Consider the following 26,491-nt stretch of genomic DNA (forward strand, 5'->3'; position numbering starts at 1 on the left):
GGTTCTCATTATATAGTGGCGGTTCTGAGAAAGTTTGTCAGAAACGGAAGGTAAGTCATAAGAAATTTCCGACAAAAAAGCCTGTCCCGACAAACCCCGGAAAAAGGCCCTTTATACCTTATGGGACAGTGGCTTACTCTGCTTGAGCAGAAGCAATGCCGGCTTTCTGTCAGTGATTGACAGCAGCCATTCGCCAGCGATTGCCCTAAACTACTGCGAGATTGGCGAGGATGCTGTCGGCGATTTGACGGTCCCCGACAAAAAAAGTTAAGGGTCGTGAAACCTTGTCTATCTACTAAAGAAAAAACAAAAAAACCGCAAAGGGCCAAAGGCCCCTGCGGTTATTTATGATGTTCAAGTTTGGGATTATACGCGCTTGGCTCCACGGCCTCCGCGTTTTCCTTCTGTGTTCTTCTTAATCGAAGACATGCGCTCTTCGCTGTCTTTCAGGAAGCGTGACATTTTATCCTCGAATGAAGGTTTACCGGCTGCAGGCTTGAATGGACGCCCTCCCCGTTCACGATTAAATCCACCGCCTCCACCACCGTTACCTCCACCGCCGCCGAAACGGTCTCCACCGCTTGGACGTTCAGGTCTTGGTGCTCTTGGGGGACGTACTTCCGATGCCGGCTTATCTACGGCCTGCTTGATGGAAAGTCCGATCTTACCGTCCTTGTCGACGTTGATCACCTTGACTGTTACTACATCACTAATCTTCAGATGATCGTTGACATCCTTGACGTAATTATCGGCGATTTCCGAGATGTGAACGAGACCTGTGACACCTCCTGACAGATCCACAAATGCTCCGAAATGCGTGATGCCTGTCACCTTGCCTTCTAACTTGGTGCCCACTTCAATTGCCATAGAATAAAATGATCCTCCCTTAAAAATATACAGACGAATATTAAGGTCATCCTGTCTGCGGTGATTTGATTATACAGTAAAGAGAACAGCAAGGCAACAGAGCGAAAAGCCCTTTTGACCTGCTTTATTTCCCTGATTGCTCTGTCCGGATCGGAGTCTCCCCCTGAGGGTAGATATTATACCATTTACGCGCCAATTGGCCGATATACTCATCATCATTCAGCCTGGATACATCGTATTTCAATTGATCCAGCGATTTGGTAATACTATCCTTAGTCTCCTGCTTCTTAGCCAGATCGGCACTCTTGTCCGCGATCAACGCGTGCTGGGAAAAGAAAATATAGCCTGCCCAGCCGAAAAAAACCGTCACAACGACCAGCCAGATAAATTTCCTTCGCTTCGCGCCGGCAGCTGAAGCCTTATTCGCATTCTTCTCTTCTGCAGAAAATCTGTTCATGCTGCGTCCCCCTCTTCAAGGTCAGCGTTTCCATCGCCTAGTCAGCCAAGTAGTAATTGTTGTCATCCATGTGCTATGAACAAGCCGTGCCCAATAGGGAGAAAGCCATCTAACAGGCAGTATCCAAAGCGGCTTCGTTAGACGCAGGAGCAGCTTGAGAACAAACAGCACAATACGTCCGAGCAGCGTTAGTATCCCTTTGAGAAGACGCCAGAGCCACAGAAGCGGCATCCCGATCAGGATGGTTACAAGCTTCCAAAGGAATTTGAACACAGAATGAACCAACTGAATTAACATTACCACAAAACGCCGCACCGTAACACTGAAGATCAAAAAATAGATCCATACACCCAGAAATAGACCAAGGAACGCGTAGAACCGCAACTGCCCCTGATTACCGGCATACAGCAGACGAAACACAAGGAGGGCAGCCCACAGCCAGTACAGCAAATCCAGGGCGGCGCACAGCCAGTTGGGAAACCTTAACTTGAACGACAGCACCCGGTAGCCGTCATAGGCGAGTCCCATTACCACCCCGGCCAGCATCATGTAGAGCAGGGTTACCCATTGGACCCCGGGGTTCATTTGAAGAGCTTGCCGATAATTCCCTTGTTTTTGCCCTGCGAACCGGGATCAAGATAAATCAATGAATGAACATTGCCTTCTAGCGACAGGAGTCCGTTTTCCAGGCTGAGATTTTTGATATGTAAATGGCTCCCGCGAATGGTGAGATGGCCGAGTTCTGTACGAAGCAGAAACTCCTCGCTGTCGAAACTCTCCACATTCTGCACGCCCGTAAGTTCGAGCTGCTTGCGGTCGTGCATATGCAGATCATGTTGCTTATTGGCTTTTACTGGTTCGATCATAGCATGTACCCCTCCTTCTTATCTCTAATCTATGGTGGGGGAGTTTAAGATAGAACAAGGGCTTGTTTTAAAAATATGCTTACTCTCTCTGAAACCCTCTTATCCACGCAAAAAAAGCGCAACTCTACATTATCGTAAAGTTACGCTTTCTTTCATCAGGCATCCGTATAAGCTAAGGTACCGGCACTTACCACTCCAGCCCGTTGCTCTTCGCAACCGGCTCTTCCCGGAGCAGGGTATACATTCCAGCGGCTTCGTCCTTGCGGGTCGTCTCCACCAGTTTTTCTACCTTGACCGTCACCAGCTTCTGACCGAACTGCACTGTAATCTCATCGCCGAGCTTTACTGTGCTGCTAGGTTTGGATTCCCGTCCGTTAATCAGCACCCGGCCTTGTTCGGACACATCCTTGGCCACTGTACGGCGCTTAATCAAACGGGAGACTTTCAAAAATTTGTCGAGACGCATTAGTTAACGGCTTCTTTAAGCTTGTTACCTGCCTTGAAGGCCGGTACAGTGGATTCAGGGATTTCAATAGTTGTGCCCGTTTGCGGGTTACGGCCTGTACGACCGGAACGTTTGCGGGTTTCGAAAGTGCCGAAACCGATCAATTGGACTTTATCGCCTTTAGCCAGAGCTTCGGTGATCTCGCCCAGGAATCCATTCAGTACTGCTTCTACGTCTTTCTTTGCCAATCCGTTTTTCTCGGAAATGTTGTTAACCAAATCTGTCTTGTTCATAGTTTAAGGTTCCTCCTAGGATACGAAAAAATAAATGAAACGAGATTTATCGCCATTATCAGCCACAAATCCCCATTTCGTCTTTATGATATTCTGGATGCCACCCGAAAATCCTGCCATGACTCGCCGTTTTTTTTAAAAGCGGGCTTCGTTCTTCCCGGCAAGAAGAGGGTTAGCAGAGTATAGCACTATTACATTATAAACTGCAATCCCTGCTTCAAATCAAAGATTCATAGCCGCTATATTCATAGCATAGCCGCTTCTTCGCGTATATATACGGCTAAGTATCTTTCGATAGATCGCCAAGCGTGAAGCAGGTTCAGTAAGCCTTCTGCAGTACCTGTCGTTACTTGCGCTCCTGGACCTTGGCTTCCTGCCAAAGTGCCTCCATCTCATCAAGACTGCTATCCTGCACGCTCTTCCCCTTGCTGCGCAGGCTTTGTTCGATATATTGGAACCGCTGGACAAATTTGCGGTTGGTTCGAGTCAGCGCATCTTCCGGATCGGCGCCGATAAACCGGGCCACATTAGTGGCTGCAAAGAGCAGATCACCCAGCTCCAGAATCTGTTCTTCCGCAGGGGCTCCGCTATTAATAGCCTCCTGCAGCTCGTCTGCCTCCTCGCGAACCTTCACCAGGCAGTCCAGTGCATTGTCCCAGTCAAAGCCTACCTTAGAGGCTTTCTTCTGCAGCTTATAGGCCTTCATCAAGGCCGGCAAATCCCGGGGGACGCCATCAAGGACAGATTGCTCCTCCGGCTTCACACCCTTACGCCGCTTCTCCTCTGCTTTCATGCCTTCCCAGTTCTGTAGTGCCTCATCCGCATTGCCGGCCTCCCGGTCGCCGAATACATGGGGATGACGGAACACCAGCTTGTTGTTCAGTCCCTCGATAACGTCAAACACATTGAACGTTCCCACTTCTTCTTCCATCTGAGCGTGCAGCATGATCTGCAGCAGCAGGTCACCCAGTTCCTCCTTCATGTGGTCCGGGTCATCCTCATCAATGGTTTCCAGCACTTCGTAGGTTTCTTCGATCAGGTTCTTGCGCAGCGATTCATGGGTCTGCTCTTGGTCCCAAGGACAGCCTTCCGGGCTGCGGAGAATATCGACAATTTCATGCAAACGGGCAAAGGTGCGATTCCGCACGTCTTCCGCATGGTTCGCCGGAATATAGATGAGCGACAGGTTGCCGTACCCGTCCAGACGGTCCAACTCATAGAGAGGCACCTTCAGAATTTGTTCCTCGTTCTCTACGCCAAGCGCATGCCCCACCACAACCTCATATTCGGGTGGATACAGCTCCATTAGGCACAGCTTGGTCTCCGAAGCGGTGAAGGTGTCATACACCTGACCGATCAGAGTGTGCAGCTCGGGCTGAAGATGTGAGCGGCGAATACCGGAAGCATCTAGCAGCTGGAACCCTTCGATAGGGTCAAAGCCGAGCCGCACAAAAGCCTCGTCCAGGAAGCTCTCGCCGCCCAGAATCTGCAGCTCTATGCCCCATTCGGGGCAGCGTTGCCGGAGTAAGGAAACCGCAGATTCGGCGACCATGGGATGCCCTGGCACCGCATAGACAATTTCCGTGCCTTGCTCGGCAGTAGAAGCCTCTTGAATTAGACGGGAGGCAATTGCCTCATAGACCTCGGGGAAAGAGGACAAAGACTCGTACAATCCGTCGAACGATTGCCATTTAATCTCCAGCTCCGCAAGCGCGGACATCATCGGATGTTCCTTGGTGCGTACGTACACGGTGGAGGCTGCCTTCAGTTTCTTGATAATACCCAGCGTCAGCCGATCGGGATTGCCGGAACCCAGTCCGACAATCGTTAATGATGCGCTCATGCTTGTTCATCTCCTTATTGACCTTCTCTAGCCTTAATAACAGGCAGAAGGCACTCTATCCTTGAATGTTCTTTTGGGCTCGCTACGGGAGGCCAAAAGACAGTGAATGATTCATTTACAACAACTAGCGGAACAGCCGCAGCTTACTAAAGCCCTTCGCCAGGGACGGGCCGATGCCCGGAAGCTGGCGCAACTCGCTCTCGCTGAGCAGCCGCAGGGCGATCGCGCCCACGGCGAAGACGACGCAGCCCGCCGTCACGCCGAGCAGGCTTTGGGCCAGGCTGGCGGTACGCCCGCCAGCCAGCCCTGCCGCCGCGAACAGCGCGTCAGCTCCATAGCTGACAGCCGCAGCGGCGGCGGCCAAGCCCGCGAGTAACACCGCGGGCTTCACCAGGGCATCTGCGAGGCGAAGCCGCAGATAGCCCTGGCGGTGCAGCAGCAGCACGTTCAGCGCTGCTGCCAGCAGGTGCGCGGCCACACTGGCGATGGCCGCGCCGGTAATGCCCTGCTGCGGGACAAGCAGCAGGTTGAGGGCCGCCTTGAGCCCCGCGGCGGCCAAGAGATGTAGTGCTGGGGCGCGCACATGCCCCAGCCCCTGCAGCAGCGCGGCCGAGATGATGCTGACCGTGCCGCCGGCGGCGGTGAAGGCCAGCCAGATCATCGTGCTGCTGCCGGCAGTATCGCCGTAGAGCGCGATGTTAATCGGCTCGGCCAGCACCGCCAGCCCCACGGCTGCTGCGAGGCCCAAGAGCCAGAACCAGCGCAGCGACAAGCTGCAGCGGGTCTCGATCAGCTTCAGGTCACCGTTGTACTTGGCTTCTGCCAGTGCGGGAATGAACACGACGGACAGGGATGTGGCAAGCATGGTCACAATCTGCACAAGCGGCAGGCCGCGGTTGTAGATGCCAAACTGTGCCATGGCCGCACTTTCACTGAGACCCTCCGAGAGCAAACGAGGAACAGTAAATACGTCGACCAGTCCGATCAGTGGAAGGGCCAATGCCCCCAGCATTACAGGAACCCCATAGGCCAGCAGGCTGCTGGCCTTAATTCCTGAAGCTTGTCCCTGCAGGGACTTGGCTGCACCCTGGGACCTCGTTACTTCTGCAGTAGCCGCCACTTCTGCCACAGCGGAAAGCCCCGTATTGCGCCGGTGTTTCCTCCAATACAGCAGCATCACTAGCAAGCCGGCGGCCCCGCCCCCGGCAGAGCCAAGCAGAGCACCAGCCGCAATACTTTCCACTCCGGCCCCGTGTGAAGTCAAATAAAGCAGCAGGACAATCATTACCGCTACGCGGACCGACTGCTCCACAATTTGTGATACCGCAGTAGGGGTCATATTGTGGAGACCCTGGAAATAACCCCGTAATGCCGCCATAACCGGAACGAATACAAGCCCCCACGATGCACTGCGTAGTGCCGGAATAACATGGGAACTGCCAACCCATACAGCAATAAGAGGCGCGCCAGCATAGGTGAGGAGACCAAGCCCCAAACCACAGAGGCCAGTAATCAGCGTGGACAGCAGAAGGATCCTGCGGCCTTCATCTTCCCGCCTTCCGGCGGATGCTTCTGCCACGAATTTGGATATGGCTGAAGGCAAGCCCAGCATGGCGATAGTTATGAGCATCGTATATAGCGGATAAACCGTATTGTAGATGCCGAATACAGCATCACCGCCCAGATTTTGCAGCGGAATTTTTTGCAAAGTGCCAATCAGCTTCGAGATAATGGCCGCCGCACTAAGAATAAAGGCTCCCTGGAGCAAACGGGAAGCTTGTGTTGTCGATTTCATGAGATTACCTGCTTCTAACACTGAATTTGAAAAGAAACGTAACTGCCACCCAGTCAAACAACTGTAGTCAAAACAAGCTTAATTATAACGTATGTATGCCCTGAACGACAAAACTCCCGCTTTCCTTTGTACATCATACCAAAAGGAGAGCAGGAGCCATAGTACCGTAGATATTACTGTTCCATCTGCTTGCCCAAAAATGCGGCAGCCGTTTCAGCCATTTTGACTTCCATCTGGGACATCTTCACCGAATCATCCTTATTCAGCATCACTACACAGCCGATCGGATCGCCTCCTGAAATAATCGGTGATGCTACATAAGTGGACAGCAGTTCTGAATGGTCTTTGCCTATCTCATAATTGCCACCGTTCGTTTCCAGCACCGTTTTGCGGCCATCCATTACCTTTTCCAGCAGCACGCCAACTTGCTTCTCCAGATACTCCTTCTTGGAGCCGCCAGCAAGTGCAATGAAGGTATCTCGGTCTGCGATTATGGTTATATGACCTGTGCTTTCATACAGCGACTCGGCATATTCTTTGGCAAAATCACCAAGCTCGCCAATTGGAGAGTATTTCTTGAGGATGACTTCACCATCGCGGTCAACGAAGATTTCCAGAGGGTCTCCTTCCCGGATCCGAAGCGTCCGTCTAATTTCTTTGGGAATCACCACTCGTCCGAGGTCGTCAATACGTCGTACAATTCCAGTAGCTTTCATTCACATGTTGCCCCGCTTTCTTAAGAAGTATTGTTCAACTACTGTCCATTATGGGAATGGATAATCCCAGTGATTTATCGTAATATCTGCCCATAGTATTCATCTCTTCCCAGTTCCTTATACATATCATTGCCTGTATAAAAAAACTCGGGCAAACTTCGACAATTGCTGTGAAAGTCTGAATAAAACAAAAAAATACCGCCCACAGGGGCGGTACTTGAAACAGAAAGCGATGATGCTTTCTTCAGTGTGTAATGAATTATACAGGGGAGCTTGTCCCGGCTTATTCAGCGGCCTTTGTTGCCTCAGGAGACGCACTTGGCTCTGTGCCTTTTTCATCAGCAGGGGCAGAGCTCTTCGGCAGGTTGATCTTCTCAATGATGCCGTCAAGTTCCTTCTCCATGAAGTTCTCCAGGCTCTTGGAAGCCAATGATTGCTTAATGTTTTCCTTCTGCTCATCGGTCAATTGGTCGAAGGTCTTCTCCGTACGGGATTCCACTTTGATAATGTGATATCCGAATTGGCTTTCTACCGGTTCACTGATCGTGTTCAGCGGCAGGGTCTGTGCAGCCTTCTTAAACGACTCTACATAGGTACCAAGTGGTTTATCTTTATACTCGCCACCCGTTTCCTTGGAAGCCGTATCGTCGGTGTATTTCTTCACAACTTCCGCAAAATCGGCTCCGCCGTCAAGCTCTGCCTTTACTTGCTTCGCAAGCTTCAGAGCATCCTCTTTGCTGCGTTCCTTCTTGTCGGCATCTGTAAAGCCAATCAGGACATGACGCAGATTAGCTACGGTAAAGTCGCCCTTTGTCGCTTCAAATTCTTTCTTCACATCTTCATCCGTGACCTTGAGCAGCATATCCTGATACACAGTCAGCACGCGCACCATGTATGCATGGATATCTTCTTCCGTGATCCCTTGCTGCTTCAAAGTATCTTTATACGTTTTGCCAAGGCCTTTTTTCATAGCCTCAACTTGGGCATCGGCTTCCTTCTTGGCTTCTTTCTTGGCCTCGTCGGTAGCTTGTCCAGCCAAATATTCGAAGGCTACCTCTTGCTTGAGGATGGACTCCTTAAAGGCATCAATTTGCAAATATTGCGCCTGATCAGGCGACAGGAATTTCATGATCTTCTGATCCAGATCAAATGCTTTTTCTGTAATAGTACCACCTTTATAAGTAGCAACTGCCGTACTGTTATCCGCGGCATTGCCTCCCTTACTGCTGCTGCAAGCAGATAGTACAGAGAAGGAAAGAGCTGCTGCCAGTGATACGAGCAGCACTTTCCAGGTTTTTGTTTTATTTAACGACATTGTGAAGTTCTCCCTTCGATTTGAAAGCCTGTTTGACTTCCTCCAGGAATTGCTCAAGTAAGTCAAGCAGCTCTTTGTCCCCGAGTCCTTTGGACTTGACCCGGATGACGGCTTTTGCATCCTTTTCAAATTGTACACGTCTTTCGAAACGATTTCCAACTTTAGCGAGCTTTGTCGTATCAAAAGCTCCGATCCGGTCCTCATAGAAATTGAGCGAGACCTCGTCTCCTCGCCGCACCATCGCGTCGATGCCGTACATCTTGCCATAAACTTTCAACCGGGCTACAGACAATAGGTTAACGACTGCCTCCGGCAGCTCCCCGAAGCGGTCAAGCAACTCGTCTTCAAGCTCGGAAGCATCGTCAAAGGCGGAAATAGCAGCTACCTTTTTATAAATTTCAATTTTTTGGATGCTGTCGTAAATATACTCTGACGGGAGATAGGCGTCAATCGACAAATCAATGACTGTATTACCTTCCTTCAGCGAGGTATCTTCCTCGCCTAGTACAGTCACTTTGCGTTTGCGGATCTCCTCTGCCAGCATCTGCGAATATAGATCAAAGCCCACAGAGGCAATAAAACCGTGCTGCTCTGCCCCCAGCAGGTTCCCCGCTCCACGGATGGAGAGGTCACGCATAGCGATTTTGAACCCGGAGCCAAGCTCCGTGAACTCCTTGATCGACTGCAGCCGCTTCTCCGCTACTTCAGTCAGAACCTTGTCCCGCTGATACGTAAAATAGGCGTAAGCGATCCGGTTGGACCGGCCTACCCGTCCCCGTAGCTGATAGAGCTGGGAAAGACCCATTTTATCAGCATCATGCACTATGAGCGTATTAACGTTAGGAATATCTACCCCGGTCTCAATAATACTTGTGCTGACAAGCACGTCGTATTCGCCATCAAGGAAGTCCAGGATGGTTTTCTCCAGCTCCTGTTCCGACATCTGGCCATGACCGATGCCAACGCGTGCTTCCGGCACCAGCATGGAGATTTGCGCAGCCATTTCCTGAATACCTTGGACACGGTTATACAGATAGTAGACCTGACCCCCGCGTGCGAGCTCCCGCTCCACTGCCTCACGGGTCAGAGTCTGGCTATGTTCAACGACATACGTCTGTACGGGAAAGCGGTTCTCCGGTGGCGTCTCAATGACAGACAAATCCCGTACCCCAAGCATCGACATGTGCAGTGTGCGGGGAATCGGTGTTGCGGTCAATGTCAGTACATCCACGTTCGTCTTCAGCTTCTTCAGCTTTTCTTTATGAGTCACGCCGAAACGCTGCTCCTCATCCACAATCAACAGACCCAAATCTTTGAAGACCAGATCCTGTGAGAGCAGCCGGTGTGTACCGATGACCACGTCAACCGTACCCTGTTTGACTCCTTTGATCGTATCATTCTGTTCCTTACGGCTGCGGAACCGGCTCAGCACCTGTATATTCAACGGGTAATTGGAAAATCGCTCACGAAAAGTCTCGTAGTGCTGCTGGGCTAGAATCGTCGTTGGCACTAATACAGCCACTTGCTTACCTTCAATGGCTGCTTTGAAGGCGGCGCGAATGGCTACCTCAGTCTTACCATAACCAACATCGCCACATAGCAGACGATCCATCGGACGGTTCTGCTCCATGTCCTTTTTAATTTCCTCAATCGCCCGCAGCTGGTCACGAGTCTCCTCGTACGGGAATACTTCTTCGAACTCCTGCTGCTCCTGAGTATCCTTCTCAAACCCGTATCCCATCGCGCTTTGACGCTCGGCATACAGCTTGATCAGATCGTCGGCAATATCCTGTACCGAAGAACGCACCTTATTAGTGACACGGGTCCATTCATTTCCACCCAGCTTGTATACCTTAGGCTCTTTGTCTTCGGAACCGACATATTTCTGGATCAGGTCAATCTGTTCGATCGGCACAGACAGCTTGTCGCCGCCAGCATACATAATATGCATGTAGTCACGGTGGATCCCACTGACTTCCAGCGTACCGATCCCCATGTATTTACCAATCCCGTGGTTCTGGTGAACGACATAATCGCCGATTTTCAATTCCGTGTAGCTCTTGATTCGTTCAGCATTGTCTATACCCTTCGACACTTTGCGCGCTTTGCGCTGCTTCTGGGAGAACATCTCGCCTTCAGTAATCACCGCAAGGTGAATAGACGGTAGCTCAAAGCCGGAGCCCAGATTTCCCTGAACAATGGTTGGCTCCTCAATGCCGTAGTCATAAAGGACTCTGCGCACACGCTCAATACGTTCCTCGCCATTCGCCAGCATGATGACTTTAACGCCGGATTTGTGCCAGCGCTCCATCTCTGATTTCAGCACATTCATCTGTCCATGGAAATCCTGCATCCCACGGCTGATGAACCCCAATATGTTCTGAGGCTGAACATGTGGAACCTGGCGGAGAAAGATCGACATAAACAGACTTTGGAACGGACGGTGATACATTACTGTGTCAGTCTCTACAGAGAGCTGCAGATCCGGCAGCGTCTTGCCATTCTGCAGCAAATGAAGGTTCCATTCCGATTCATCCCGTTCCAACTGCTTCGCCGTCTCCAAGAGCCGTGCTGGCTCGTCGAATACAAGCAATGTATCCTCGACCATATAGTCATACAGATGGGAACGTTCAGGATAAAGCAAACTGATATATTTATAGATTTCCGGAAAATAAGTGCCCTGGCGGAGCATCTCCAGCTCACGGCCCATTTCCTCCCGCAGACGCAGCTTCGCCTGGCGGTCCGTCATTTTCTCTAGCTGGCGTTCCAGCAGAACCGCCGCCTCTGCAGCTGCCGCTTCCTGACGGGACTTGTCCGCGATGATCTCCTTGGCTGGTGTAATCTTCACACTACGTACTTTGTCAATCGAGCGTTGATCGGCCGGATCGAAAGTTCTGATCGAATCGACTTCTTCGTCGAACAGCTCCACCCGGTATGCCAAGGTAGAGGTCATTGGATAAAAGTCGACAATCCCCCCTCTTACACTTAGCTCGCCACGGTTCTCTACCCGTTCTACCCGCTCATAGCCCATTTCGATCATGGACAGCAGGAATTCCTCAAGGTTAAGTGTACCGTCCTGTGAGATCGTCACCTGCGCCCCAGCCATAACATGAGGGGAGGGCAGCAAACGGCGCACACCTGAATAAGGGGCGATTACAATGCCACGGAAGCCCTGAGCACATCGTGTCAGCACATCGATTCGCTGAGCTAACGTCTCTGGACTGGAGACCGCCGCCTCAGCAGCCACCAGTTCATTGGCAGGGTAAAGCAGTACGCGATCCGGAGAAAGCGCTTCCTGCAAGTCATCAGCCATCTTCTGGGCCGAGAACATATTATGCGTCACCACCAGCAGCGGGCGTGCCGTCTCTTCATGCAGCGCCGCCAGCATGATCTGCCGGGCAGATCCGGACAGGCCGGATATGAGTTGTTCCTTCATACCTGCTGCAACACCGCGGGTGACAGATTGAAAATCGGGATCTTTGGAAAAAGCTTCTATAAGACCTTGTAACAACAGGCGCACCTCTCTTACTAAACAGGTTGAAGGCGGCTGATGCCGCCTTACCTATTATGATTGGAATCGAAAAACAAGCCTCAGCTGTAACGCCAAGGCTTGCGGATGACGATAGAGACAGGCGCTTCCACTTACTGAAGCGGACTGGCCAGTAGGCTGAGCTCGGGATTGTTATCCAAGGCCTGCTTGCAATAATCGCAAGTAACCTTTACCGTAATCTCACCTTCTGAATCATACGCTATGATATCTCTGCGCTCCGCAGGGGTCAAGGAATGTAGGCCTAGCTGCACTTCTGTCGCATCGCTTCTGTGAATGCTGCCCAGAAAGGTTCTGCAGTGCCTGCATACATAGTTTATTGCCATCTATATGCCTCCTGAAGGTAGTATATACCTTCAGTATGCCCGGCTGACACTGTCTTTAGCCCGGTATAAAGACCATTGCTACATATTAACCGTTGAATTTGGCCATGGTCTGCTCAAATGTATTCTTGAGACTGAACTCGAGCGCATCGCAGGTACTCGTAATCGTATCCTGCAGCTTATCCCCGTCCTTCTTGGCAAAAGTGGACAGTACATAATCCACTATCGCATAACCCGGCTCAGGGCGGGAGATCCCCATTCTTACCCGATTAAAGTTCTGGGTTCCTGTGTGCTGTATGATGGATTTAATTCCGTTATGCCCGCCAGAACTTCCCTGATAACGCAGTCGTACCTTGCCTAGCTCTGTGTCCAGGTCATCGTAGACTACGATCATATCTTCAAGCTGAACCTTGTAATAATCCATATATGCGCGTACGGCTTCACCGGAAAGGTTCATGAAGGTCATTGGCTTGATCAGTACGGTCTTGACGCCGCCGATCACCCCTTCACCGATAATCGATTTGCATTTGTTCTGATTCAAGGAAATTCCATGTCTGGCTGCCAGTTCATTCAGCGCCATGAATCCGACATTATGCTTGGTTTTCGCATATTGCGGACCGGGATTTCCGAGTCCAACTATCCATTTCATTGCTGAACGTTCCTTTCTCTTCGGCTCTTTTGCGCAAGTGATTACTGTTTTTGGTACAATGGAAGCATAAGAGCTTCTTGGACCGACATTACACTTTCGAAGACAGGTGATTATTCTATGTTACGCCAGGGCGAGAAATTAATGCTTCACCGCCATTTCCAGTATCACATCCAGTATGCTGTGCCTGTCGAGATTTACCTGGACAATGTGCACATAGACATCGGTATACTGACGGCAGTAGATGAAGGCTTTGTCGAGCTGCAGGGTACGCTGTACAACCGCAATCGCTATACCTTCATCTCCCGTCCCGGGTACTAGAAGCCATATGCTTTCCCCGGCATCACGCCGAGAAGGGTTACATCTTCCTGATAGGAGAGGTGTAACCCTTTATTTATTATACAGTTACTTCTAGTCTATCTATCTTATTCAATCTCGAACAACTTGCTGATCGACAGCTCCTCGTGCACGCGGATGATGGCTTCGCCCATCAGTGGAGCAACGGATAGCACTTTTAGCTTCGAAGTAGGGTTCTCGCTGCGGATTGGAATGGTATCCGTCACGATAATCTCCTTGATCGGCGAGTTCTCCAGACGCTCATGCGCAGGTCCGGACAAAACCGGGTGGGTACAGCAAGCGTATACTTCCTTCACGCCGCCTTCCATCAGGGCATTAGCACCCAGTACAATCGTTCCGGCTGTATCAATGATATCGTCAATCAGAATCGCTGTTTTGCCTTCAATGTTGCCAATGATGTTCATAACTTCACTGACATTTGGCTCCGGACGACGTTTGTCGATAATGGCCAACGGAGCATTCAGGAAATCAGCCAGTTTTCTGGCGCGAACCACACCGCCGTGGTCAGGAGACACAACGACAGGATTCTCGATTTGTTTCGAGCGGAAATACTGGGCCAAAATCGGCACGCCGAGCAAATGATCCACTGGAATATCAAAGAAGCCTTGAATCTGCATTGCGTGAAGGTCCATCGTAATGACGCGGTGCGCTCCTGCTTTTTCAATCAGGTTCGCCACCAGCTTGGCCGTAATCGGATCGCGTGAACGCGCTTTACGGTCCTGACGCGCATACCCGTAGTATGGAATAACAACGTTGATGCTCTTCGCGGAAGCGCGTTTGAGTGCGTCTACCATGACGAGAAGCTCCATCAGGTTGTCATTGACTGGCCCACAGGTCGACTGTACTACATATACATGGCAGCCCCGTACGCTTTCCGACAGCTTCACCTGAATCTCGCCATCACTGAAACTGGTAGTATGCGATTCACCCATCGGAATACCGATATAGTCCGCAATTTGACTGGCCAGCTTGGGATTAGAATTACAGGTGAAAATTTTTAGCTTGGAATCACAATAAGTCATAAAATATAAACCCTCCGTGACGGAATTTAGCTTTCCAAAGGCGCCGGAGCGGAGATGTTCAGTCCGTCCGGCGGTTACAGCAGGACTTTACGATGGACTGGATTGATCTTTCTTAGCTTTCGCACGGGCGCGGATCTTGACCGCATAGCCCTCTTTGTTCTCCTGCCGCACTCTGGCAATGGCAAGATCATGATCCGGAACGGAACGGGTAATGGTTGACCCCGCAACAACATAGGCCCCTTTGCCCACGTTAACGGGAGCGATGAGATTCACATTGCTACCGATAAAGGCATCATCGCCAATCTCTGTCTTGGCTTTATTATAACCATCATAGTTGACGGTGATTGCACCGCAGCCCACATTTACATTGGAGCCGACTGATGCATCACCAATGTAACTAAGGTGCGATACCTTGGAACCGTCGCCGATCGTGGCATTCTTGATTTCTACGAAATCGCCAACTTTGACTTCCTCACCAAGTACAGCACCAGGACGTAAATACGCAAAAGGCCCAACGGTGGTCCGTGCGCCAACTTCTGCCTGATTCAGTACGGATTGCTTGATCTCGGCTCCGTCAAGCACACGGGAATCCTCGATTTCTGTTGAAGGACCGATCACGCAGTTCTCTCCGATATCGGTTGAGCCCTTCAGGATTGTCCCCGGATACAGAACAGTGTCCGCTCCAATGACTACGTCTGCTCCAATATAAGTTGAGGCAGGGTCGATAATGGTTACTCCATTAAGCATATGGTAACGGTTGATACGGCTACGCATATGGCCTTCAGCCTCTGACAGCGCCAATCGGTCATTCACACCAATAGACTCCGCGGCATCCTTTGTCTGGTAACCCAGTACAACCTCGCCCGAAGCCCGCAGTATACCGATTACATCGGTCAAGTAATACTCCTGCTGATTATTGCTGTTCGTGACCTTCTCCAGAGCAGCAAACAATTTAGCATTATCAAAACAATAAGTGCCTGTATTAATCTCCTGTACAGCAGCTTCTTCGGCAGTGCAATCCTTCTGCTCGACAATCTTCTGTACTCCGCCGTCTTCCCCGCGGATAATGCGTCCGTATCCTGTTGGATCATCCATAACAGCGCTGAGCACAGTTGCTGCCGCCTGGTTCTCTTCATGCAGCGTCATCAGCCCGTTAAGCGTCTCAGTTGTAACCAGTGGGGTATCCCCGCAGATCACAATTGTTGTTCCTTCTTCACCGCCCAGCAAATCCTTGGCCTGTTTCACGGCATGGCCGGTTCCGAGCTGCTGTTCCTGCAGCACATATTCCGCCTTGTCGCCCAAATAAGCCTGAACCGCTTCCGCGCCGTGTCCGACGATGACAATACTCCGCTGGCATCCGGTCGCTTTTACTGTATCAAGCACGTGCCCAACCATCGGCTTTCCGCAAACGGGGTGCAGCACCTTGTATAATTTAGATTTCATCCGCTTGCCCTGGCCTGCGGCAAGTACTACAGCCATTCTTTTCAAGAATGCCAACCTCCTACTCTTGAACTCACTACTGAATATATCTCATTCCGGGCAAAAAGAAAAGAGAACCATGTAGGCATGGTTCCCTTTTCTCCGAACCCCAATGAGAAAGACCGTTCATGCTGGACCTTAAATGACGTATAGAAAACCATCAGTAAAGGCGGCCCATTTTGCAATATCAGGAAGTCACTTCAAAGGGATGCTCATACTTTCTGATATTATAAATAACGGCATGGCCTGGCACCGCCCCGAAAGGCAGCTGTCAGCGAGTAGAAAGCGCATCCTAGGCTCCCTCTTCGATGACTTCTTCTTCTTCTGTAGCGGCGCGATCGTACTCGGCCAGAACCGCAGATTGAATCTTCTCGCGTGTGCCCGAAGAGATCGGGTGTGCGATATCGCGGAATTCTCCATCCGGTGTACGCTTGCTCGGCATAGCAACGAACATCCCATTGTTCCCGTCGATGACGCGAATGTCATGAACAACAAACTCGTTGTCGATGGTAATGGATGCAATTGCTTTCATTCTCCCCTCAGAGTTAACCCGGCGGAGTCTGACATCCGTAATTTGCATGTGTGTGTTCACCACCTTTTTCCATCAGAGACTTGGTGTATAATTCCACACAACAATGCTAAATCCTTCTTTTCCATACCAAAAAATGACTGTTTAAGAAGATTATTTTTGAACATCCATTGTTTTCGACACGTTTCGGGCGGTTTACGGTTTATTCCTCATAATTTCGACAAATTACTCCGTATTTGAAAAATACGCGAACCCGGCATTCCAGCCGGCCCGCGTATCTCAATTCACATTTCCGTTAAAAAAAGTAATTCCCCGGATGTGCGGAAATTTTCCGTTCCTTGGCGTCCACTTCGCTTAGCTTCACAAGCGACACATACTCGTGCAGCAGCCTCTCTTCTGATTCTACCGCGCCAGACTCCACCAGCACACCAACACCAGCCACTTCGGCATTAAACTCACCGAGCAAATCCACCATTCCGCGAATGGTTCCGCCTGCTTTCATGAAGTCGTCCACGATCAGTACCCTGGATTTCTCCTTCAGGGCCCGTCTGGACAGTGACATCGTATGAATGCTCTTATGCGATCCGGACACATAATTAATGCTCACCGCCGAGCCTTCCGTCACCTGATGGTCACGGCGCACAATTACCACAGGCAATCCCAGTTGCGCTGCCGTGGCATAAGCCAGGGGAATTCCCTTGGTCTCTACCGTCATAACCACGTCGATGTCCTGATTGCTGTAGGCAGTGGCAATGATCTTGCCAGCCTGCTCCATCAAGGAAGGAAGCCCGAGCAGATCAGACATATACAAATATCCGCCCGGAAGAATGCGATCACTATGCTCGAGCTGCTCGCACAGACGCTTGGCAAACTCTAGCGCCATTTCCTTCGGAATCATCGGAATATAGCGCACTCCGCCTGCTGCACCAGCCAGGGTCTGAAGCTCGCCCATGCCTTCACCTTCAAATACCTCTTTTATAATAGCCAGATCTTCACTTACGGATGACTTCGCCGCACCGTAACGCTCCGCAAAAATGGACAGCGGCAGCAAATCATGCGGCTTCTCCAGCAAAAATTGGGTCATGTCAACCAAACGCTGACTTCGTTTTAGTTTCTTCACAGAATACTCCTCGCCAAAACCGAATATTATAGAAAAATATATCACTTTTGTACGGGTTTATACAAGAGAAGCCTGCTATGTCAGCGACCGTACTGCATATACTTCCTTACAAAATCCGCGCAGTCCATTATAGATCCGCGCTACTTTAGATTGTTTGGACACCAGTCCGAATACGGTTGGCCCGCTGCCAGACATCAGCACACCGTCGGCTCCCAGCTTGATCATTGCATCCTTGAGCTGCTGCACCTCCGGGTGCAGCTTCAGTGTCACGTCCTCCAGGACGTTGCCTAGCTTGCTGCACACACCGTGAAAATCGCCAGCCTCAATCGCCGCGCGCATTTCGCTAGCGGACGGATGTACGGCGATATTCCCGGCACGCACGCGGCCGTACACCTCAGCCGTCGATACATTGATCGGCGGCTTCGCCAGCACCACCCAGCACTGCGGGGGACTTGCAATCGGCGTCAGCTGCTCCCCACGGCCCGTCGCAAGGGCAGTGCCGCCCGTCACGCAGAAAGGCACGTCCGAGCCCAGCTCGGCGCCGAGCTCTTGCAGCTCCTGCGCGGGGATCCCGAGGCGCCAGAGCCGGTTAAGGCCGCGCAGCGTAGCTGCGGCATCACTGCTGCCGCCGGCGAGCCCGGCAGCGACTGGAATTCTTTTATCCAGATGGATATGTACGCCGCTCCGCACATTGTAGCGGTCTTTAATCAGCCTTGCTGCCTGAAAGGCCAAATTCTTCTCATCCAGGGGGATGTATCCCGCCTGGCTGGATATTATAATCGAATCCCTCGGCGTCTCTGATAGCTCCAAACGGTCTGCCAGATCCACCATCGTCATTATCATTTCCACCTCATGAAAACCGTCAGCGCGCTTATTCAATACGTCCAGCATCAAATTGATTTTGGCCGGCGCTTTTTCGTACATTTTCAAGGCGTTCACCCACCTTCAGCTTTTCCCCTAAAAACAACTTAACATATTATATGAGAAACTGGTATCGAAGTCCATTCTTCAAATGTAATGGGCCCCAAGACAGCACAAAAGACGCCCCATTGTGGCAGCGCCCTCTTCAGGTTCATACACCCCAAGCCTCAATCCGATCTGCGTGCAGCCTGCTCAGCGAGCTGAATGGCCCGCTTGACCATATTCCCGGCATCCTTCGCTCTGATTCCGCCCCAGCCTTCGCGCTCCACAGTATCATAGAACCCCAGTTCTTTGGCCAGCTCGGTCTTCAGTTCCTCCGACATCGTGCTACGTCTTCTTCGGCTCACTTAAGGTTCCTCCCTTAATGCGTATTTGATGATGAGCAACTTGCCTTACTAGTATGCTTGCCAGGGGAAGAGATCATTCATCCAACAAAAAACAGCCCCCAAAAGGAGGCTGCCCATGAATCGTTAAGATTTAATATACATGATCCGCATCTGCCCGTCATCTTCACACACTGTGATTTCCACAGATTCGGTAAGTATATCGGCATAGCTGTAGGAGACTCGTTTGAACGTTTGCTGCTCCTGATCTAGTTTGACAATAAAAACAGAAGGGTACGTTTCTTCCAGGACACCGGTGCGTTCGACGGTTTTACGGCGACCACCATTTGCACGTAGCGTAATCTTATGACCGACGTGAGCTTCGAGACTGCGTTTGATTTCCAACAGCGCGTTATTAGCCATTGCCTGACGACCACCTCTTTCCTTGTCCATTATACATCATTTTACAGACCTTGTCAAAGTAAATAAATAATTATAAATTATGCCAAAAAGGATGTCAATGGATTTTTTTCGGAGGAAAGATTGGCTGTAATAATTACCTTGTTATCAGTAATAGTTATTCGCCTGGATCGACTGATCTTGAATTGTCCTTATGAGGAGTGTGTCCTGTTCCCGCCAGATTATGAGCGAAAGACCCTTTTTTAAAAGAAAAAGAAAGAACCGGGCGGAAGCCCGGCTCTGATAAATTATATAGCCGCGAGACGGCTCTCTCTTCCTCTAAGACGCGTAAACCCGTGTTAAACGACTGAAGGGGTAACCTTCAGCGCAGAGAGGTTCTGCAAGCGTGGCATCCCCACCCGGAAGCTGCCGCGTGTCTCAATGCCTCCCACACCCTGATTGCCGCTGATTGTATTGCTAAGCACATCGTTCAGGTTAACCGTATCCCGGACGGAGGTAAATGACGCTTTGGCGGCCACATAGACAGGGTCCAGCGCGTGAATCAGAATCCGTCCCGGCGAGCTGGCAAAGTTAGCGCCTGCGCCCAGCAGTGCCTCAAAATGCGATTGGCAAGCACCCGCAATGATGGTGAGCGAGTCAAAATTCCGTTCATACTCCCGCGCGACCCGAACCGCGGACACAAAATTCTGCGAATTTTTGTAGCTGTTCAGGCTGTAGAGATCATAAGTATGCTGCTGCCTTAACACCCCGTCATGACCGGTAATCACCACAATATCCGGACGGACACGGGGCAGTAGCCGGTGTAGCGTATCCGCCATGGAAGACTCATGAACATGATGACCCTCCGCAGGAATCCGCAATTGCTCATACAAGCTAAGGCTTTTATTCAAATAGGACGCATCCCCGTCCAAATGCAGCACTTTGCCTGGTACTTCAAAATAAGCCGCTTCTGCAGAGGATTGATTCCACAGCCCGCCCGTACTGTTACCGCTGCGCTGTGTCTGGTCCTGACGGTCCTTGTGCAGCTGTGTTAACGATTCCTTTGCCTTTATCTGCGCTCGCTGCCCCAGCTCTGTGATCCGGGTAGGAGGCACCTGTACCAAGTCGTCCAGGGGGGAATCCGCCAGCAGACGGAATTCTGTCCCCTTGATAACGGCTCCGGTCTGTACGATGCGCTCTACTCGAAAAGTCACGTCACCGCCATAAGATTTGCGAACGACCAAGTCTCCTGAATTCATCAAAACACCACCTTTACCCCATCGTATGGGCAAAGGCCGCGGTTGGTTCGTATTCCAGCGTGATTTTAAAATATCTGGCCCCAGTTAAGGATGGGAGCTGTTTCTGCTTAACTCAGACGACTCCTGCAGCCAAAAGAACTCCGCTTAGCCGGGCGTATTCCTCCAAGCTAAGTGTCTCTCCGCGTCTTGTTGGCTCGATTCCTGCTTCGCTTAGCAGCGCCTCCAGGCGCTCGCGTCCCTCTCCCGGGAAGAAACGGGCCTTGAGGTTATTAGCGATCGTCTTGCGCCGCTGGGTAAAGGAGGCCTGTACCACATCGAAGAAGTGCTTCTCATCGGCAACCTCTACAGGCGGACGCTCACGTACCTTGAGTCGGATCACTGCCGACTCCACATTTGGCTGCGGGATGAATACGGTATGCGGCACAATGCAGACCAACTCAGGCTCACTGTAATACTGCACGGCGATACTCAGACTGCCATACTCTTTGCCACCTGGAGATGCTGCCATCCGTTCGGCAACCTCCTTCTGGATCATAACAACGATATTATCAAGCGGCAGCTTCTCTTCTAGCAGCTTCATAAGGATCGGCGTCGTAACGTAGTAGGGCAAGTTAGCAACTACGCTTACTCGATCTACGGAGGCAAAGTCCTCCTTGAACAGTTGCTGTAAGTCCACCTTCAGGACATCATCATTACGAACCTTTACATGGGGATATGGTGACAGTACATCCTTCAAAATCGGGATCAGCCGTCTGTCGATTTCGACCGCCGTTACTGCACCCGCCGTTTGTGCCAGGCGCTCTGTCAGCGCCCCGATTCCAGGACCGATCTCCAAAGCACCTGCAGTATCGTCCAGTTCAGCAGCATTTACAATTTTGTCGAGAATATTCTGGTCAATCAGAAAGTTCTGGCCCAAACTTTTTTTGAATGAGAATCCGTACCGTTGAATGATTTCCTTTGTCCGTTTAGGGGTTGAAACGCTCTCTTTGTCAGTCATGAAGTTATGCCTCCCTGTTCAATTTGGGCGAGGGCTCCGGCAAACTCCTCCCGCGTAATACCAAACATTGCAAGCCGCTTGAAGAGCTGCTTGCCATTGCAGTACCCAATACCAAGCAGATTGCCAAGTGCCATCCGCCGCTCTGCGGCCCGGGGATGCACGAGCATACCTGCCGCCATCAGGTCATCCAGCCCGATCAGGGCCGGTGCGCCCTCAAAGGACGTATGTACATGTGCCAGCGCGTGGCGAATCGCCTCAGGTGTAGCATTCTCCACGCCAATGTCACCCTTGCGGGTCGCATCCTTCTCGGGGATGAAGGCATGCTTGCAGCCTGGCACCTTGCTTGAAACGATCTTACGGATACGCTCTCCTGCATGGTCCGGATCGGTTAGAATGATTACCCCCCGCCGCTCCATGGCGAGCGCGATTTTGGCAATCACCTTCTTGTCCACCGCGGAGCCGCCAGTCTCAATGGTATCAGCCTGTACCGCCCGCTTGATGGCTATCGTGTCGCTCTTGCCTTCGACAACGATCACTTCCTTGATCATAGTGTTGACTCCTTCTCGTAAACGCAAAAAGAAGAGGATTCGCTCCCCTTCTTTTTGGCTAAAGAATGTATAAGTGATGAGCGGTAGCTCTGCGATCATTTCATGAGCACATGTTATTCTTAACTGCTACCCTCACTATAGCTGATTCAACCTAATTTTGCAAAAGCCAGGACTTAGTTAAGCTCCGGTTTTACAGGTCCAATCACATACACCGTACGCGACTTGCGTCCGAAGTTACGTGCATGGTTCAACGAATCGTAGTAGACATCCACCTTATTGCCTTTGATAGCACCACCAGTATCTTCTGCACGGCGGAAGCCAAGGCCTTCGATATATACCCACCAACCGATAGGAATTACATTAGGGTCCACTGCAATCGTACGTCCTTCCGTTACGCGTGTGCCGGAGGCGGTACGAGTTCCAATGCCCGGTTCTTCTGAAGAATAAGCAGTCATCGAGACGTTCTTGATTAATTTCTTGTATTCAAAATTGACGCCCGATTTAGTGGCGACATTGCTGCTCTTGGCACTGGTTTTTGTTGAAATGGTAGCATTAGCTGTTTTGGAAGTTGTTGTTTGGGCCACTGTAACAGGTTTAGGGAGAGGCTTTGTGCCAACGGCGATAATCTTGTCTTTGGTCACCGTCTGAACTTCTTTCCCAACCATACGCATGGAAGCCAGTTCACCGTCTTGATAAATCTTTTCGATGTGCTGGATCATGACGCCTGGTGCGCCCGCCTGTGCCACTCTAACTGTTCCCTTGGTAAGGGAGGGGTCTGCCGTCTTGATGACTCGATATGGCAAGTTCGTTGTCCGTTGTACAGTTTGTTTGTTAATGCGGACAATCTTGATATCCATATTGGCAGAGATAGTGGTATCTAGCGAAGGGAAAATCTTATCATGGCCTTCGAGGGCAATACCCAGCTTCTTGATGGCCTGACCGATTGTTTTCTCGGTCGTATAAAAAATCTTTTTTGCACCATCCGCAGTAAGACTGAATGGCTGCGCACGGTTAATCACGACACGGTCGCCGTCTTTTATTTCATCACTAAGGCCTATAGATAGTTGATCATGCGGCTGCAGCGAAATTTGCTCTTTTGCTAGTGCATCACTGAGAATCGCTTCACGCGTTTCCAGAGACTGCGTTTTCCCGTCAATTACTAAAGTGATCTGCTTGCTGCTTTGACCGTGCACGTACAGCAGAATGATCAGCGTGATCAAAATCGATAACACGCCGGCAAGTGAAAGTACGCGAAAGTTCACTTGTTCCCACCGTAAAGCGTAAGACCTGCTGGATGATTGCGAATCATGGGATACTTCTGGTTGGAATACGCCCATTCTCTCCATCCTCCTTACATAGCCCCGTCGTCAGCTGTATACCAAGATGACTGTTATCATTCGGACGAAACTATTCGAGATTGTCACAGGACACGCTATTTGCAATACCTTTGCGTCTCCTGCTCATGGATCGCCTGCCCGGCATAGTGCTCCCCCCACATCTGTTATATAACAGTATGCAGGGTACATGCGCAATATTCAAAATAAAAGAAGCCTAAAAGAGTTCTATGAGGACTCTTTCGTGGCTTCTCCGATGTCAGAATACGCGGCTCATGCACGAGGTTTCCTCTCTTACTTTCGCTTACGGGGTTAGCTGTCGGGTTCGGACGAAAGAGAGACGCCCTATCTCGGGTCACCCGCTCACGGCGGTTGCCCTAAAATTCACCCCAAAGACCACGTGAAGAAATCAACTACTGTCTGCGGCATTCTAAGCTGTACTTGATGTGCTCTGTATACGGCAAACAATATTGGTTCCCCCGTTCTCCATACGGAGACTCAGCGAGACGATCCATGATAGCGTGGGCTGTCACTGTAACAACAGCTCACTGCACTGAAAAGATGATATCCTGTTTTGATGCATGTTGTAAAGGACGATTCAACCACGTTTACGCAAATATATGGTTAAAATATTGTAATATTCGGCTGTTTTTTTGTTAAAAAAGTTTAATACATCGGCTATACTCTATTTTTCACCGTGTTTCCTCCCGATTTCACTCAATGCCAAATCGTTCCAGTGCGTTCGCATACGTAATTTCAGCCAATTCCTCCCAAGTTATCCCTTTAATTTCTGCCGCAGCTTCTGCCACCAACTTGACATGAGCGCTCTCATTTCGCTTCCCACGGAAGGGGTGTGGCGTCAGATACGGGGAGTCTGTTTCGATCAATAAACGGTCCAGCGGCGTCTGCGCCAGCACCTCTTTGGGAACCCTTGCATTCTTGAACGTTATCGGTCCTCCGAAGGATAAGTGGAATCCCAAATCCAGGCACATTTTCGCTGTTTCCCAGCTACCCGAGAAGGAATGCATTACACCGCCAACCTCGTTAGCCTTCTCCTCGCGAAGAATTCGCACTACATCCTCATGGGCATCCCGATTATGAATACAGATTGGCATTTTCAGCTCGCGGGCTAGTCCGATCTGCTTGCGGAAGACCTCGTGCTGCACGTCCTTCGGTGAGGTATCCCAGTAATAATCGAGTCCGATCTCACCAATGGCGACGACCTTTTTGTGGCTGCATAGCGAGGCAATCCAATCAAGGTCCCCCTCCTTCATGTCAATCGCATCCTGTGGATGCCACCCCACTGCTGCATAAATATAATCATACTTTTCTGCGAGCTGCATCGTGGTTGGGATCGTCTCCCGATTGAATCCGATATTAATCATTTTGCTGACACCGGCCTCTACCGCACGAGCAATGACCTGTTCGCGGTCCTCGTCGAATTGCGGAGCATCCAGATGGGTATGTGTGTCGAATAAGTACATGTACTGTTGTCCTCCCGGTCTTGGTCTCTATGTTCAAAAATAACTATTTAATCTTTATTTTGCGAATATTTCAGCAACAGAGTCAGGCAGTTGTGAAAGCGCCTTATTCAGCTTATCTTGAGGAAAATATAGGTGATATCTTCCACGGTGAATGCCGCTGATGGAACGTACAATATCTGAAACCTCCGAGATTTCACGGAGCCGATCCTTCCGGTCAAGCAGCAATATTTGATTGCTGTCAAAACCCTCTCCTGGACGAAACACATCATACGGAAGGTCTGACGGAAAATCAATTTCCAGATCATATTCCGGGTCCAGCCCGGCTCCCGCAAAACTGCGGCGGATTTCGTCAATCGTCTCCGGATTGAGACTCTCCGTCTCCACATATTTATACAGTTTACGATGAATAAACCGGCTGCACAAGTCGCTTAGCAGTCCATCCTCCTCCAGTGTCCATTGCATGAAGGCCGTTTGAACTAACGCTTCATCTAGCAGCAAATACTGCTGCACTGTCACTTCCCCCTGAAGCAAGTCACCTAGTGGATGAATCATAAATTTAAAATTATACCCCTCTAAGTACAGCTCTTTGGCCCGGCGGAAAATCTGTCTTAAAATAATTTCAGAACTCCGGGTTACCGGATGAAAATATACCTGCCAGTACATTTGATACCGCGACATCAGATAGTCCTCTATCGCATGCATTCCTGATTCCTTAACTACAACTCTTCCATTATAGGGACGGAGCACCCGCAGAATTCGATCGATATCAATCGTACCGTAATTCACACCAGTGTAATAAGCATCCCGCAGAAGATAATCCATCCGGTCAGCATCGAGGGGACTAGACACCAAATTGACAACAATTGCGTGCTCATAGGTTTTTGCGATAACTGAAGCGACTTTCTGAGGGAAATCTTCCTCTACATCCCTTAGAATATTGGTGATTTCTGTGTTCTCCAGAATGATCCGGCACGTCCAGTCCTCATGGTTCATTTCAAAAGCTTCTTCTATAGAATGGGAGAACGGTCCATGCCCCAAATCATGAAGCAGCGCTGCACAGAGCGTGAGCAATCGTTCTTCCGGAATCCATCCTTTATATCCACTTCGTTCAAACTGGGAAATAATTCGACGTGTAATTTCATAGACACCAAGAGAATGCGAGAATCGGCTGTGTTCTGCACCATGGAAAGTCAGATAAGAGGTACCTAGTTGCCGAATCCGGCGCAAGCGTTGGAATTCCTTAGTATTAATCAAACGCCAGATGATTACATCCTGCACGTGAATGTAATTGTGAACCGGATCTTTGAAAACCTTCTCTTCTGTGAGCGGCTTCTTCATGAGATCAACTCCTTCATCTAATTTTAATTAGTCATTTCGCTCTTGACGGTATATAATGGGTAATAATGTCGCACTTTGTCGAATTATGACACAAAATGAGTGGTTGAATCGACAAAATTTATTTATGTAATTTTTGGGTGGTTTTGCTTCAAACCTAACAGCACTGTACATTTCCATAAAATTACCCTAAAATTCGTTAGAAAAAAGGTTGACTGTTTTGGGAATCGTTGGTATTATGGATATCATAAAACAGTGAAGAATGTCGAAT

At 50.3% G+C, this 26,491-nt stretch carries 28 protein-coding genes and 1 riboswitch; of the genes, 2 read left to right on the forward strand and 26 right to left on the reverse strand.

Annotated features, from left to right (window positions below; all coding sequences use genetic code 11):
• The first annotated feature begins 142 nt into the window (after nt 1-142).
• Nucleotides 143-271, forward strand: coding sequence for a hypothetical protein (locus ACFRAM_RS27190; RefSeq protein ID WP_379470047.1), 129 nt, complete (start codon nt 143-145; stop codon nt 269-271).
• 95 nt (nt 272-366) lie between these two features.
• Here ACFRAM_RS27190 and ACFRAM_RS27195 read toward each other — a convergent pair whose 3' ends face one another.
• The 13 genes from ACFRAM_RS27195 to pth all read right to left on the reverse strand — a co-directional run bounded on the left by ACFRAM_RS27195 (nt 367) and on the right by pth (nt 13,116).
• On the reverse strand, nt 367-867 hold the full coding sequence (locus ACFRAM_RS27195; RefSeq protein WP_175370212.1) for a S1 domain-containing RNA-binding protein: 501 nt from the start codon (nt 865-867) through the stop codon (nt 367-369).
• Between the two features lie 124 nt (nt 868-991).
• Nucleotides 992-1,324 carry an FtsB family cell division protein gene (locus ACFRAM_RS27200; RefSeq protein WP_175370213.1) on the reverse strand — a complete coding sequence of 111 codons (333 nt, stop codon included), beginning with the start codon at nt 1,322-1,324 and terminating at the stop codon, nt 992-994.
• 21 nt (nt 1,325-1,345) lie between these two features.
• Complete coding sequence (yabQ, locus tag ACFRAM_RS27205) at nt 1,346-1,909, reverse strand: spore cortex biosynthesis protein YabQ (protein WP_175370214.1); 564 nt, start codon at nt 1,907-1,909, stop codon at nt 1,346-1,348.
• On the reverse strand, nt 1,906-2,190 hold the full coding sequence (yabP, locus tag ACFRAM_RS27210; protein ID WP_066367901.1) for a sporulation protein YabP: 285 nt from the start codon (nt 2,188-2,190) through the stop codon (nt 1,906-1,908). The genes yabQ and yabP overlap by 4 nt, the downstream gene beginning before the upstream one ends.
• A gap of 187 nt (nt 2,191-2,377) precedes the next feature.
• Entirely contained in the window at nt 2,378-2,656 is a 279-nt protein-coding gene (locus ACFRAM_RS27215; RefSeq protein WP_066367906.1) for an RNA-binding S4 domain-containing protein, read from the reverse strand.
• Entirely contained in the window at nt 2,656-2,928 is a 273-nt protein-coding gene (locus ACFRAM_RS27220; RefSeq protein WP_066367909.1) for an HU family DNA-binding protein, read from the reverse strand. The genes ACFRAM_RS27215 and ACFRAM_RS27220 overlap by 1 nt, the downstream gene beginning before the upstream one ends.
• A gap of 346 nt (nt 2,929-3,274) precedes the next feature.
• Nucleotides 3,275-4,771 (reverse strand): bifunctional methyltransferase/pyrophosphohydrolase YabN, encoded by a 1,497-nt coding sequence (yabN, locus tag ACFRAM_RS27225; protein ID WP_379470050.1) that lies wholly within the window; start codon nt 4,769-4,771, stop codon nt 3,275-3,277.
• Between the two features lie 124 nt (nt 4,772-4,895).
• Nucleotides 4,896-6,566: a putative polysaccharide biosynthesis protein gene (locus ACFRAM_RS27230; protein ID WP_379470090.1), complete on the reverse strand. Its 1,671-nt coding sequence runs from the start codon at nt 6,564-6,566 to the stop codon at nt 4,896-4,898.
• Nucleotides 6,567-6,739: 173 nt separating this feature from the next.
• Nucleotides 6,740-7,282 carry a stage V sporulation protein T gene (spoVT, locus tag ACFRAM_RS27235; protein WP_066367915.1) on the reverse strand — a complete coding sequence of 181 codons (543 nt, stop codon included), beginning with the start codon at nt 7,280-7,282 and terminating at the stop codon, nt 6,740-6,742.
• 283 nt (nt 7,283-7,565) lie between these two features.
• Complete coding sequence (locus ACFRAM_RS27240; RefSeq protein ID WP_379470052.1) at nt 7,566-8,597, reverse strand: peptidylprolyl isomerase; 1,032 nt, start codon at nt 8,595-8,597, stop codon at nt 7,566-7,568.
• Nucleotides 8,584-12,108 (reverse strand): transcription-repair coupling factor, encoded by a 3,525-nt coding sequence (mfd, locus tag ACFRAM_RS27245; protein WP_379470054.1) that lies wholly within the window; start codon nt 12,106-12,108, stop codon nt 8,584-8,586. The genes ACFRAM_RS27240 and mfd overlap by 14 nt, the downstream gene beginning before the upstream one ends.
• 131 nt (nt 12,109-12,239) lie before the next feature.
• On the reverse strand, nt 12,240-12,470 hold the full coding sequence (locus ACFRAM_RS27250) for an anti-sigma-F factor Fin family protein (RefSeq protein WP_066367922.1): 231 nt from the start codon (nt 12,468-12,470) through the stop codon (nt 12,240-12,242).
• 85 nt (nt 12,471-12,555) lie between these two features.
• The gene (gene pth, locus ACFRAM_RS27255; protein WP_379470056.1) at nt 12,556-13,116 is read right to left on the reverse strand and encodes an aminoacyl-tRNA hydrolase; all 561 of its coding nucleotides are present in this window, start codon (nt 13,114-13,116) and stop codon (nt 12,556-12,558) included.
• Nucleotides 13,117-13,233: 117 nt separating this feature from the next.
• Between pth and ACFRAM_RS27260 the strand changes: the two genes are divergently transcribed.
• A complete protein-coding gene (locus ACFRAM_RS27260; RefSeq protein WP_175370221.1) occupies nt 13,234-13,434 on the forward strand; it encodes a hypothetical protein in 201 nt (66 codons plus the stop codon).
• Between the two features lie 104 nt (nt 13,435-13,538).
• Here the strand turns inward: ACFRAM_RS27260 and ACFRAM_RS27265 are convergent, their stop codons facing one another.
• The 13 genes from ACFRAM_RS27265 to ACFRAM_RS27325 all read right to left on the reverse strand — a co-directional run bounded on the left by ACFRAM_RS27265 (nt 13,539) and on the right by ACFRAM_RS27325 (nt 26,223).
• Nucleotides 13,539-14,492 (reverse strand): ribose-phosphate diphosphokinase, encoded by a 954-nt coding sequence (locus ACFRAM_RS27265; protein WP_066367931.1) that lies wholly within the window; start codon nt 14,490-14,492, stop codon nt 13,539-13,541.
• Nucleotides 14,493-14,579: 87 nt separating this feature from the next.
• Complete coding sequence (gene glmU, locus ACFRAM_RS27270; protein WP_281364456.1) at nt 14,580-15,980, reverse strand: bifunctional UDP-N-acetylglucosamine diphosphorylase/glucosamine-1-phosphate N-acetyltransferase GlmU; 1,401 nt, start codon at nt 15,978-15,980, stop codon at nt 14,580-14,582.
• Nucleotides 15,981-16,263: 283 nt separating this feature from the next.
• The gene (spoVG, locus tag ACFRAM_RS27275) at nt 16,264-16,551 is read right to left on the reverse strand and encodes a septation regulator SpoVG (protein ID WP_020425826.1); all 288 of its coding nucleotides are present in this window, start codon (nt 16,549-16,551) and stop codon (nt 16,264-16,266) included.
• A gap of 244 nt (nt 16,552-16,795) precedes the next feature.
• Nucleotides 16,796-17,620: a pur operon repressor gene (purR, locus tag ACFRAM_RS27280; RefSeq protein ID WP_175370222.1), complete on the reverse strand. Its 825-nt coding sequence runs from the start codon at nt 17,618-17,620 to the stop codon at nt 16,796-16,798.
• A 75-nt stretch (nt 17,621-17,695) separates the two neighbouring features.
• Complete coding sequence (ispE, locus tag ACFRAM_RS27285; protein ID WP_379470068.1) at nt 17,696-18,550, reverse strand: 4-(cytidine 5'-diphospho)-2-C-methyl-D-erythritol kinase; 855 nt, start codon at nt 18,548-18,550, stop codon at nt 17,696-17,698.
• 158 nt (nt 18,551-18,708) lie between these two features.
• A complete protein-coding gene (locus ACFRAM_RS27290; protein WP_066367955.1) occupies nt 18,709-18,888 on the reverse strand; it encodes a small, acid-soluble spore protein, alpha/beta type in 180 nt (59 codons plus the stop codon).
• 123 nt (nt 18,889-19,011) lie between these two features.
• Nucleotides 19,012-19,287 (reverse strand): biofilm formation stimulator Veg, encoded by a 276-nt coding sequence (gene veg, locus ACFRAM_RS27295; RefSeq protein ID WP_066367960.1) that lies wholly within the window; start codon nt 19,285-19,287, stop codon nt 19,012-19,014.
• A 335-nt stretch (nt 19,288-19,622) separates the two neighbouring features.
• Nucleotides 19,623-20,522 carry a sporulation peptidase YabG gene (gene yabG, locus ACFRAM_RS27300; protein WP_379470070.1) on the reverse strand — a complete coding sequence of 300 codons (900 nt, stop codon included), beginning with the start codon at nt 20,520-20,522 and terminating at the stop codon, nt 19,623-19,625.
• A gap of 112 nt (nt 20,523-20,634) precedes the next feature.
• Nucleotides 20,635-21,519: a 16S rRNA (adenine(1518)-N(6)/adenine(1519)-N(6))-dimethyltransferase RsmA gene (rsmA, locus tag ACFRAM_RS27305; protein ID WP_175370225.1), complete on the reverse strand. Its 885-nt coding sequence runs from the start codon at nt 21,517-21,519 to the stop codon at nt 20,635-20,637.
• A complete protein-coding gene (gene rnmV, locus ACFRAM_RS27310; protein WP_175370226.1) occupies nt 21,516-22,067 on the reverse strand; it encodes a ribonuclease M5 in 552 nt (183 codons plus the stop codon). The genes rsmA and rnmV overlap by 4 nt, the downstream gene beginning before the upstream one ends.
• A 173-nt stretch (nt 22,068-22,240) precedes the next feature.
• Nucleotides 22,241-23,404 carry a resuscitation-promoting factor gene (locus ACFRAM_RS27315; RefSeq protein ID WP_379470073.1) on the reverse strand — a complete coding sequence of 388 codons (1,164 nt, stop codon included), beginning with the start codon at nt 23,402-23,404 and terminating at the stop codon, nt 22,241-22,243.
• Nucleotides 23,405-23,687: 283 nt separating this feature from the next.
• A riboswitch (cyclic di-AMP (ydaO/yuaA leader) is annotated at nt 23,688-23,915 on the reverse strand.
• A gap of 199 nt (nt 23,916-24,114) precedes the next feature.
• Nucleotides 24,115-24,885: a TatD family hydrolase gene (locus ACFRAM_RS27320; RefSeq protein ID WP_379470075.1), complete on the reverse strand. Its 771-nt coding sequence runs from the start codon at nt 24,883-24,885 to the stop codon at nt 24,115-24,117.
• Nucleotides 24,886-24,939: 54 nt separating this feature from the next.
• Nucleotides 24,940-26,223: an HD domain-containing protein gene (locus tag ACFRAM_RS27325; RefSeq protein ID WP_379470077.1), complete on the reverse strand. Its 1,284-nt coding sequence runs from the start codon at nt 26,221-26,223 to the stop codon at nt 24,940-24,942.
• Nucleotides 26,224-26,491: the final 268 nt, after the last annotated feature.

Source organism: Paenibacillus sp. NPDC056722 (assembly GCF_042790635.1).
GTDB lineage: Bacteria > Bacillota > Bacilli > Paenibacillales > Paenibacillaceae > Paenibacillus_AQ > Paenibacillus_AQ agri.

Bases quoted from the DNA above. Each gene is read 5' to 3' on its own strand.
- ACFRAM_RS27195 (WP_175370212.1), bottom strand. From the start codon at position 867: ATGGCAATTGAAGTGGGCACCAAGTTAGAAGGCAAGGTGACAGGCATC.
- yabQ (WP_175370214.1), bottom strand. From the start codon at position 1,909: ATGAACCCCGGGGTCCAATGGGTAACCCTGCTCTACATGATGCTGGCC.
- ACFRAM_RS27260 (WP_175370221.1), top strand. From the start codon at position 13,234: ATGTTACGCCAGGGCGAGAAATTAATGCTTCACCGCCATTTCCAGTAT.
- yabG (WP_379470070.1), bottom strand. From the start codon at position 20,522: ATGAATTCAGGAGACTTGGTCGTTCGCAAATCTTATGGCGGTGACGTG.
- spoVT (WP_066367915.1), bottom strand. From the start codon at position 7,282: ATGAAAGCTACTGGAATTGTACGACGTATTGACGACCTCGGACGAGTG.
- yabP (WP_066367901.1), bottom strand. From the start codon at position 2,190: ATGATCGAACCAGTAAAAGCCAATAAGCAACATGATCTGCATATGCAC.
- ACFRAM_RS27315 (WP_379470073.1), bottom strand. From the start codon at position 23,404: ATGGGCGTATTCCAACCAGAAGTATCCCATGATTCGCAATCATCCAGC.
- ACFRAM_RS27200 (WP_175370213.1), bottom strand. From the start codon at position 1,324: ATGAACAGATTTTCTGCAGAAGAGAAGAATGCGAATAAGGCTTCAGCT.
- rsmA (WP_175370225.1), bottom strand. From the start codon at position 21,519: ATGACTGACAAAGAGAGCGTTTCAACCCCTAAACGGACAAAGGAAATC.
- ACFRAM_RS27265 (WP_066367931.1), bottom strand. From the start codon at position 14,492: ATGACTTATTGTGATTCCAAGCTAAAAATTTTCACCTGTAATTCTAAT.
- veg (WP_066367960.1), bottom strand. From the start codon at position 19,287: ATGGCTAATAACGCGCTGTTGGAAATCAAACGCAGTCTCGAAGCTCAC.
- rnmV (WP_175370226.1), bottom strand. From the start codon at position 22,067: ATGATCAAGGAAGTGATCGTTGTCGAAGGCAAGAGCGACACGATAGCC.
- ACFRAM_RS27230 (WP_379470090.1), bottom strand. From the start codon at position 6,566: ATGAAATCGACAACACAAGCTTCCCGTTTGCTCCAGGGAGCCTTTATT.
- ACFRAM_RS27240 (WP_379470052.1), bottom strand. From the start codon at position 8,597: ATGTCGTTAAATAAAACAAAAACCTGGAAAGTGCTGCTCGTATCACTG.
- spoVG (WP_020425826.1), bottom strand. From the start codon at position 16,551: ATGCAAATTACGGATGTCAGACTCCGCCGGGTTAACTCTGAGGGGAGA.
- ACFRAM_RS27250 (WP_066367922.1), bottom strand. From the start codon at position 12,470: ATGGCAATAAACTATGTATGCAGGCACTGCAGAACCTTTCTGGGCAGC.
- ACFRAM_RS27325 (WP_379470077.1), bottom strand. From the start codon at position 26,223: ATGAAGAAGCCGCTCACAGAAGAGAAGGTTTTCAAAGATCCGGTTCAC.
- pth (WP_379470056.1), bottom strand. From the start codon at position 13,116: ATGAAATGGATAGTTGGACTCGGAAATCCCGGTCCGCAATATGCGAAA.
- yabN (WP_379470050.1), bottom strand. From the start codon at position 4,771: ATGAGCGCATCATTAACGATTGTCGGACTGGGTTCCGGCAATCCCGAT.
- ACFRAM_RS27220 (WP_066367909.1), bottom strand. From the start codon at position 2,928: ATGAACAAGACAGATTTGGTTAACAACATTTCCGAGAAAAACGGATTG.
- ACFRAM_RS27215 (WP_066367906.1), bottom strand. From the start codon at position 2,656: ATGCGTCTCGACAAATTTTTGAAAGTCTCCCGTTTGATTAAGCGCCGT.
- ACFRAM_RS27320 (WP_379470075.1), bottom strand. From the start codon at position 24,885: ATGTACTTATTCGACACACATACCCATCTGGATGCTCCGCAATTCGAC.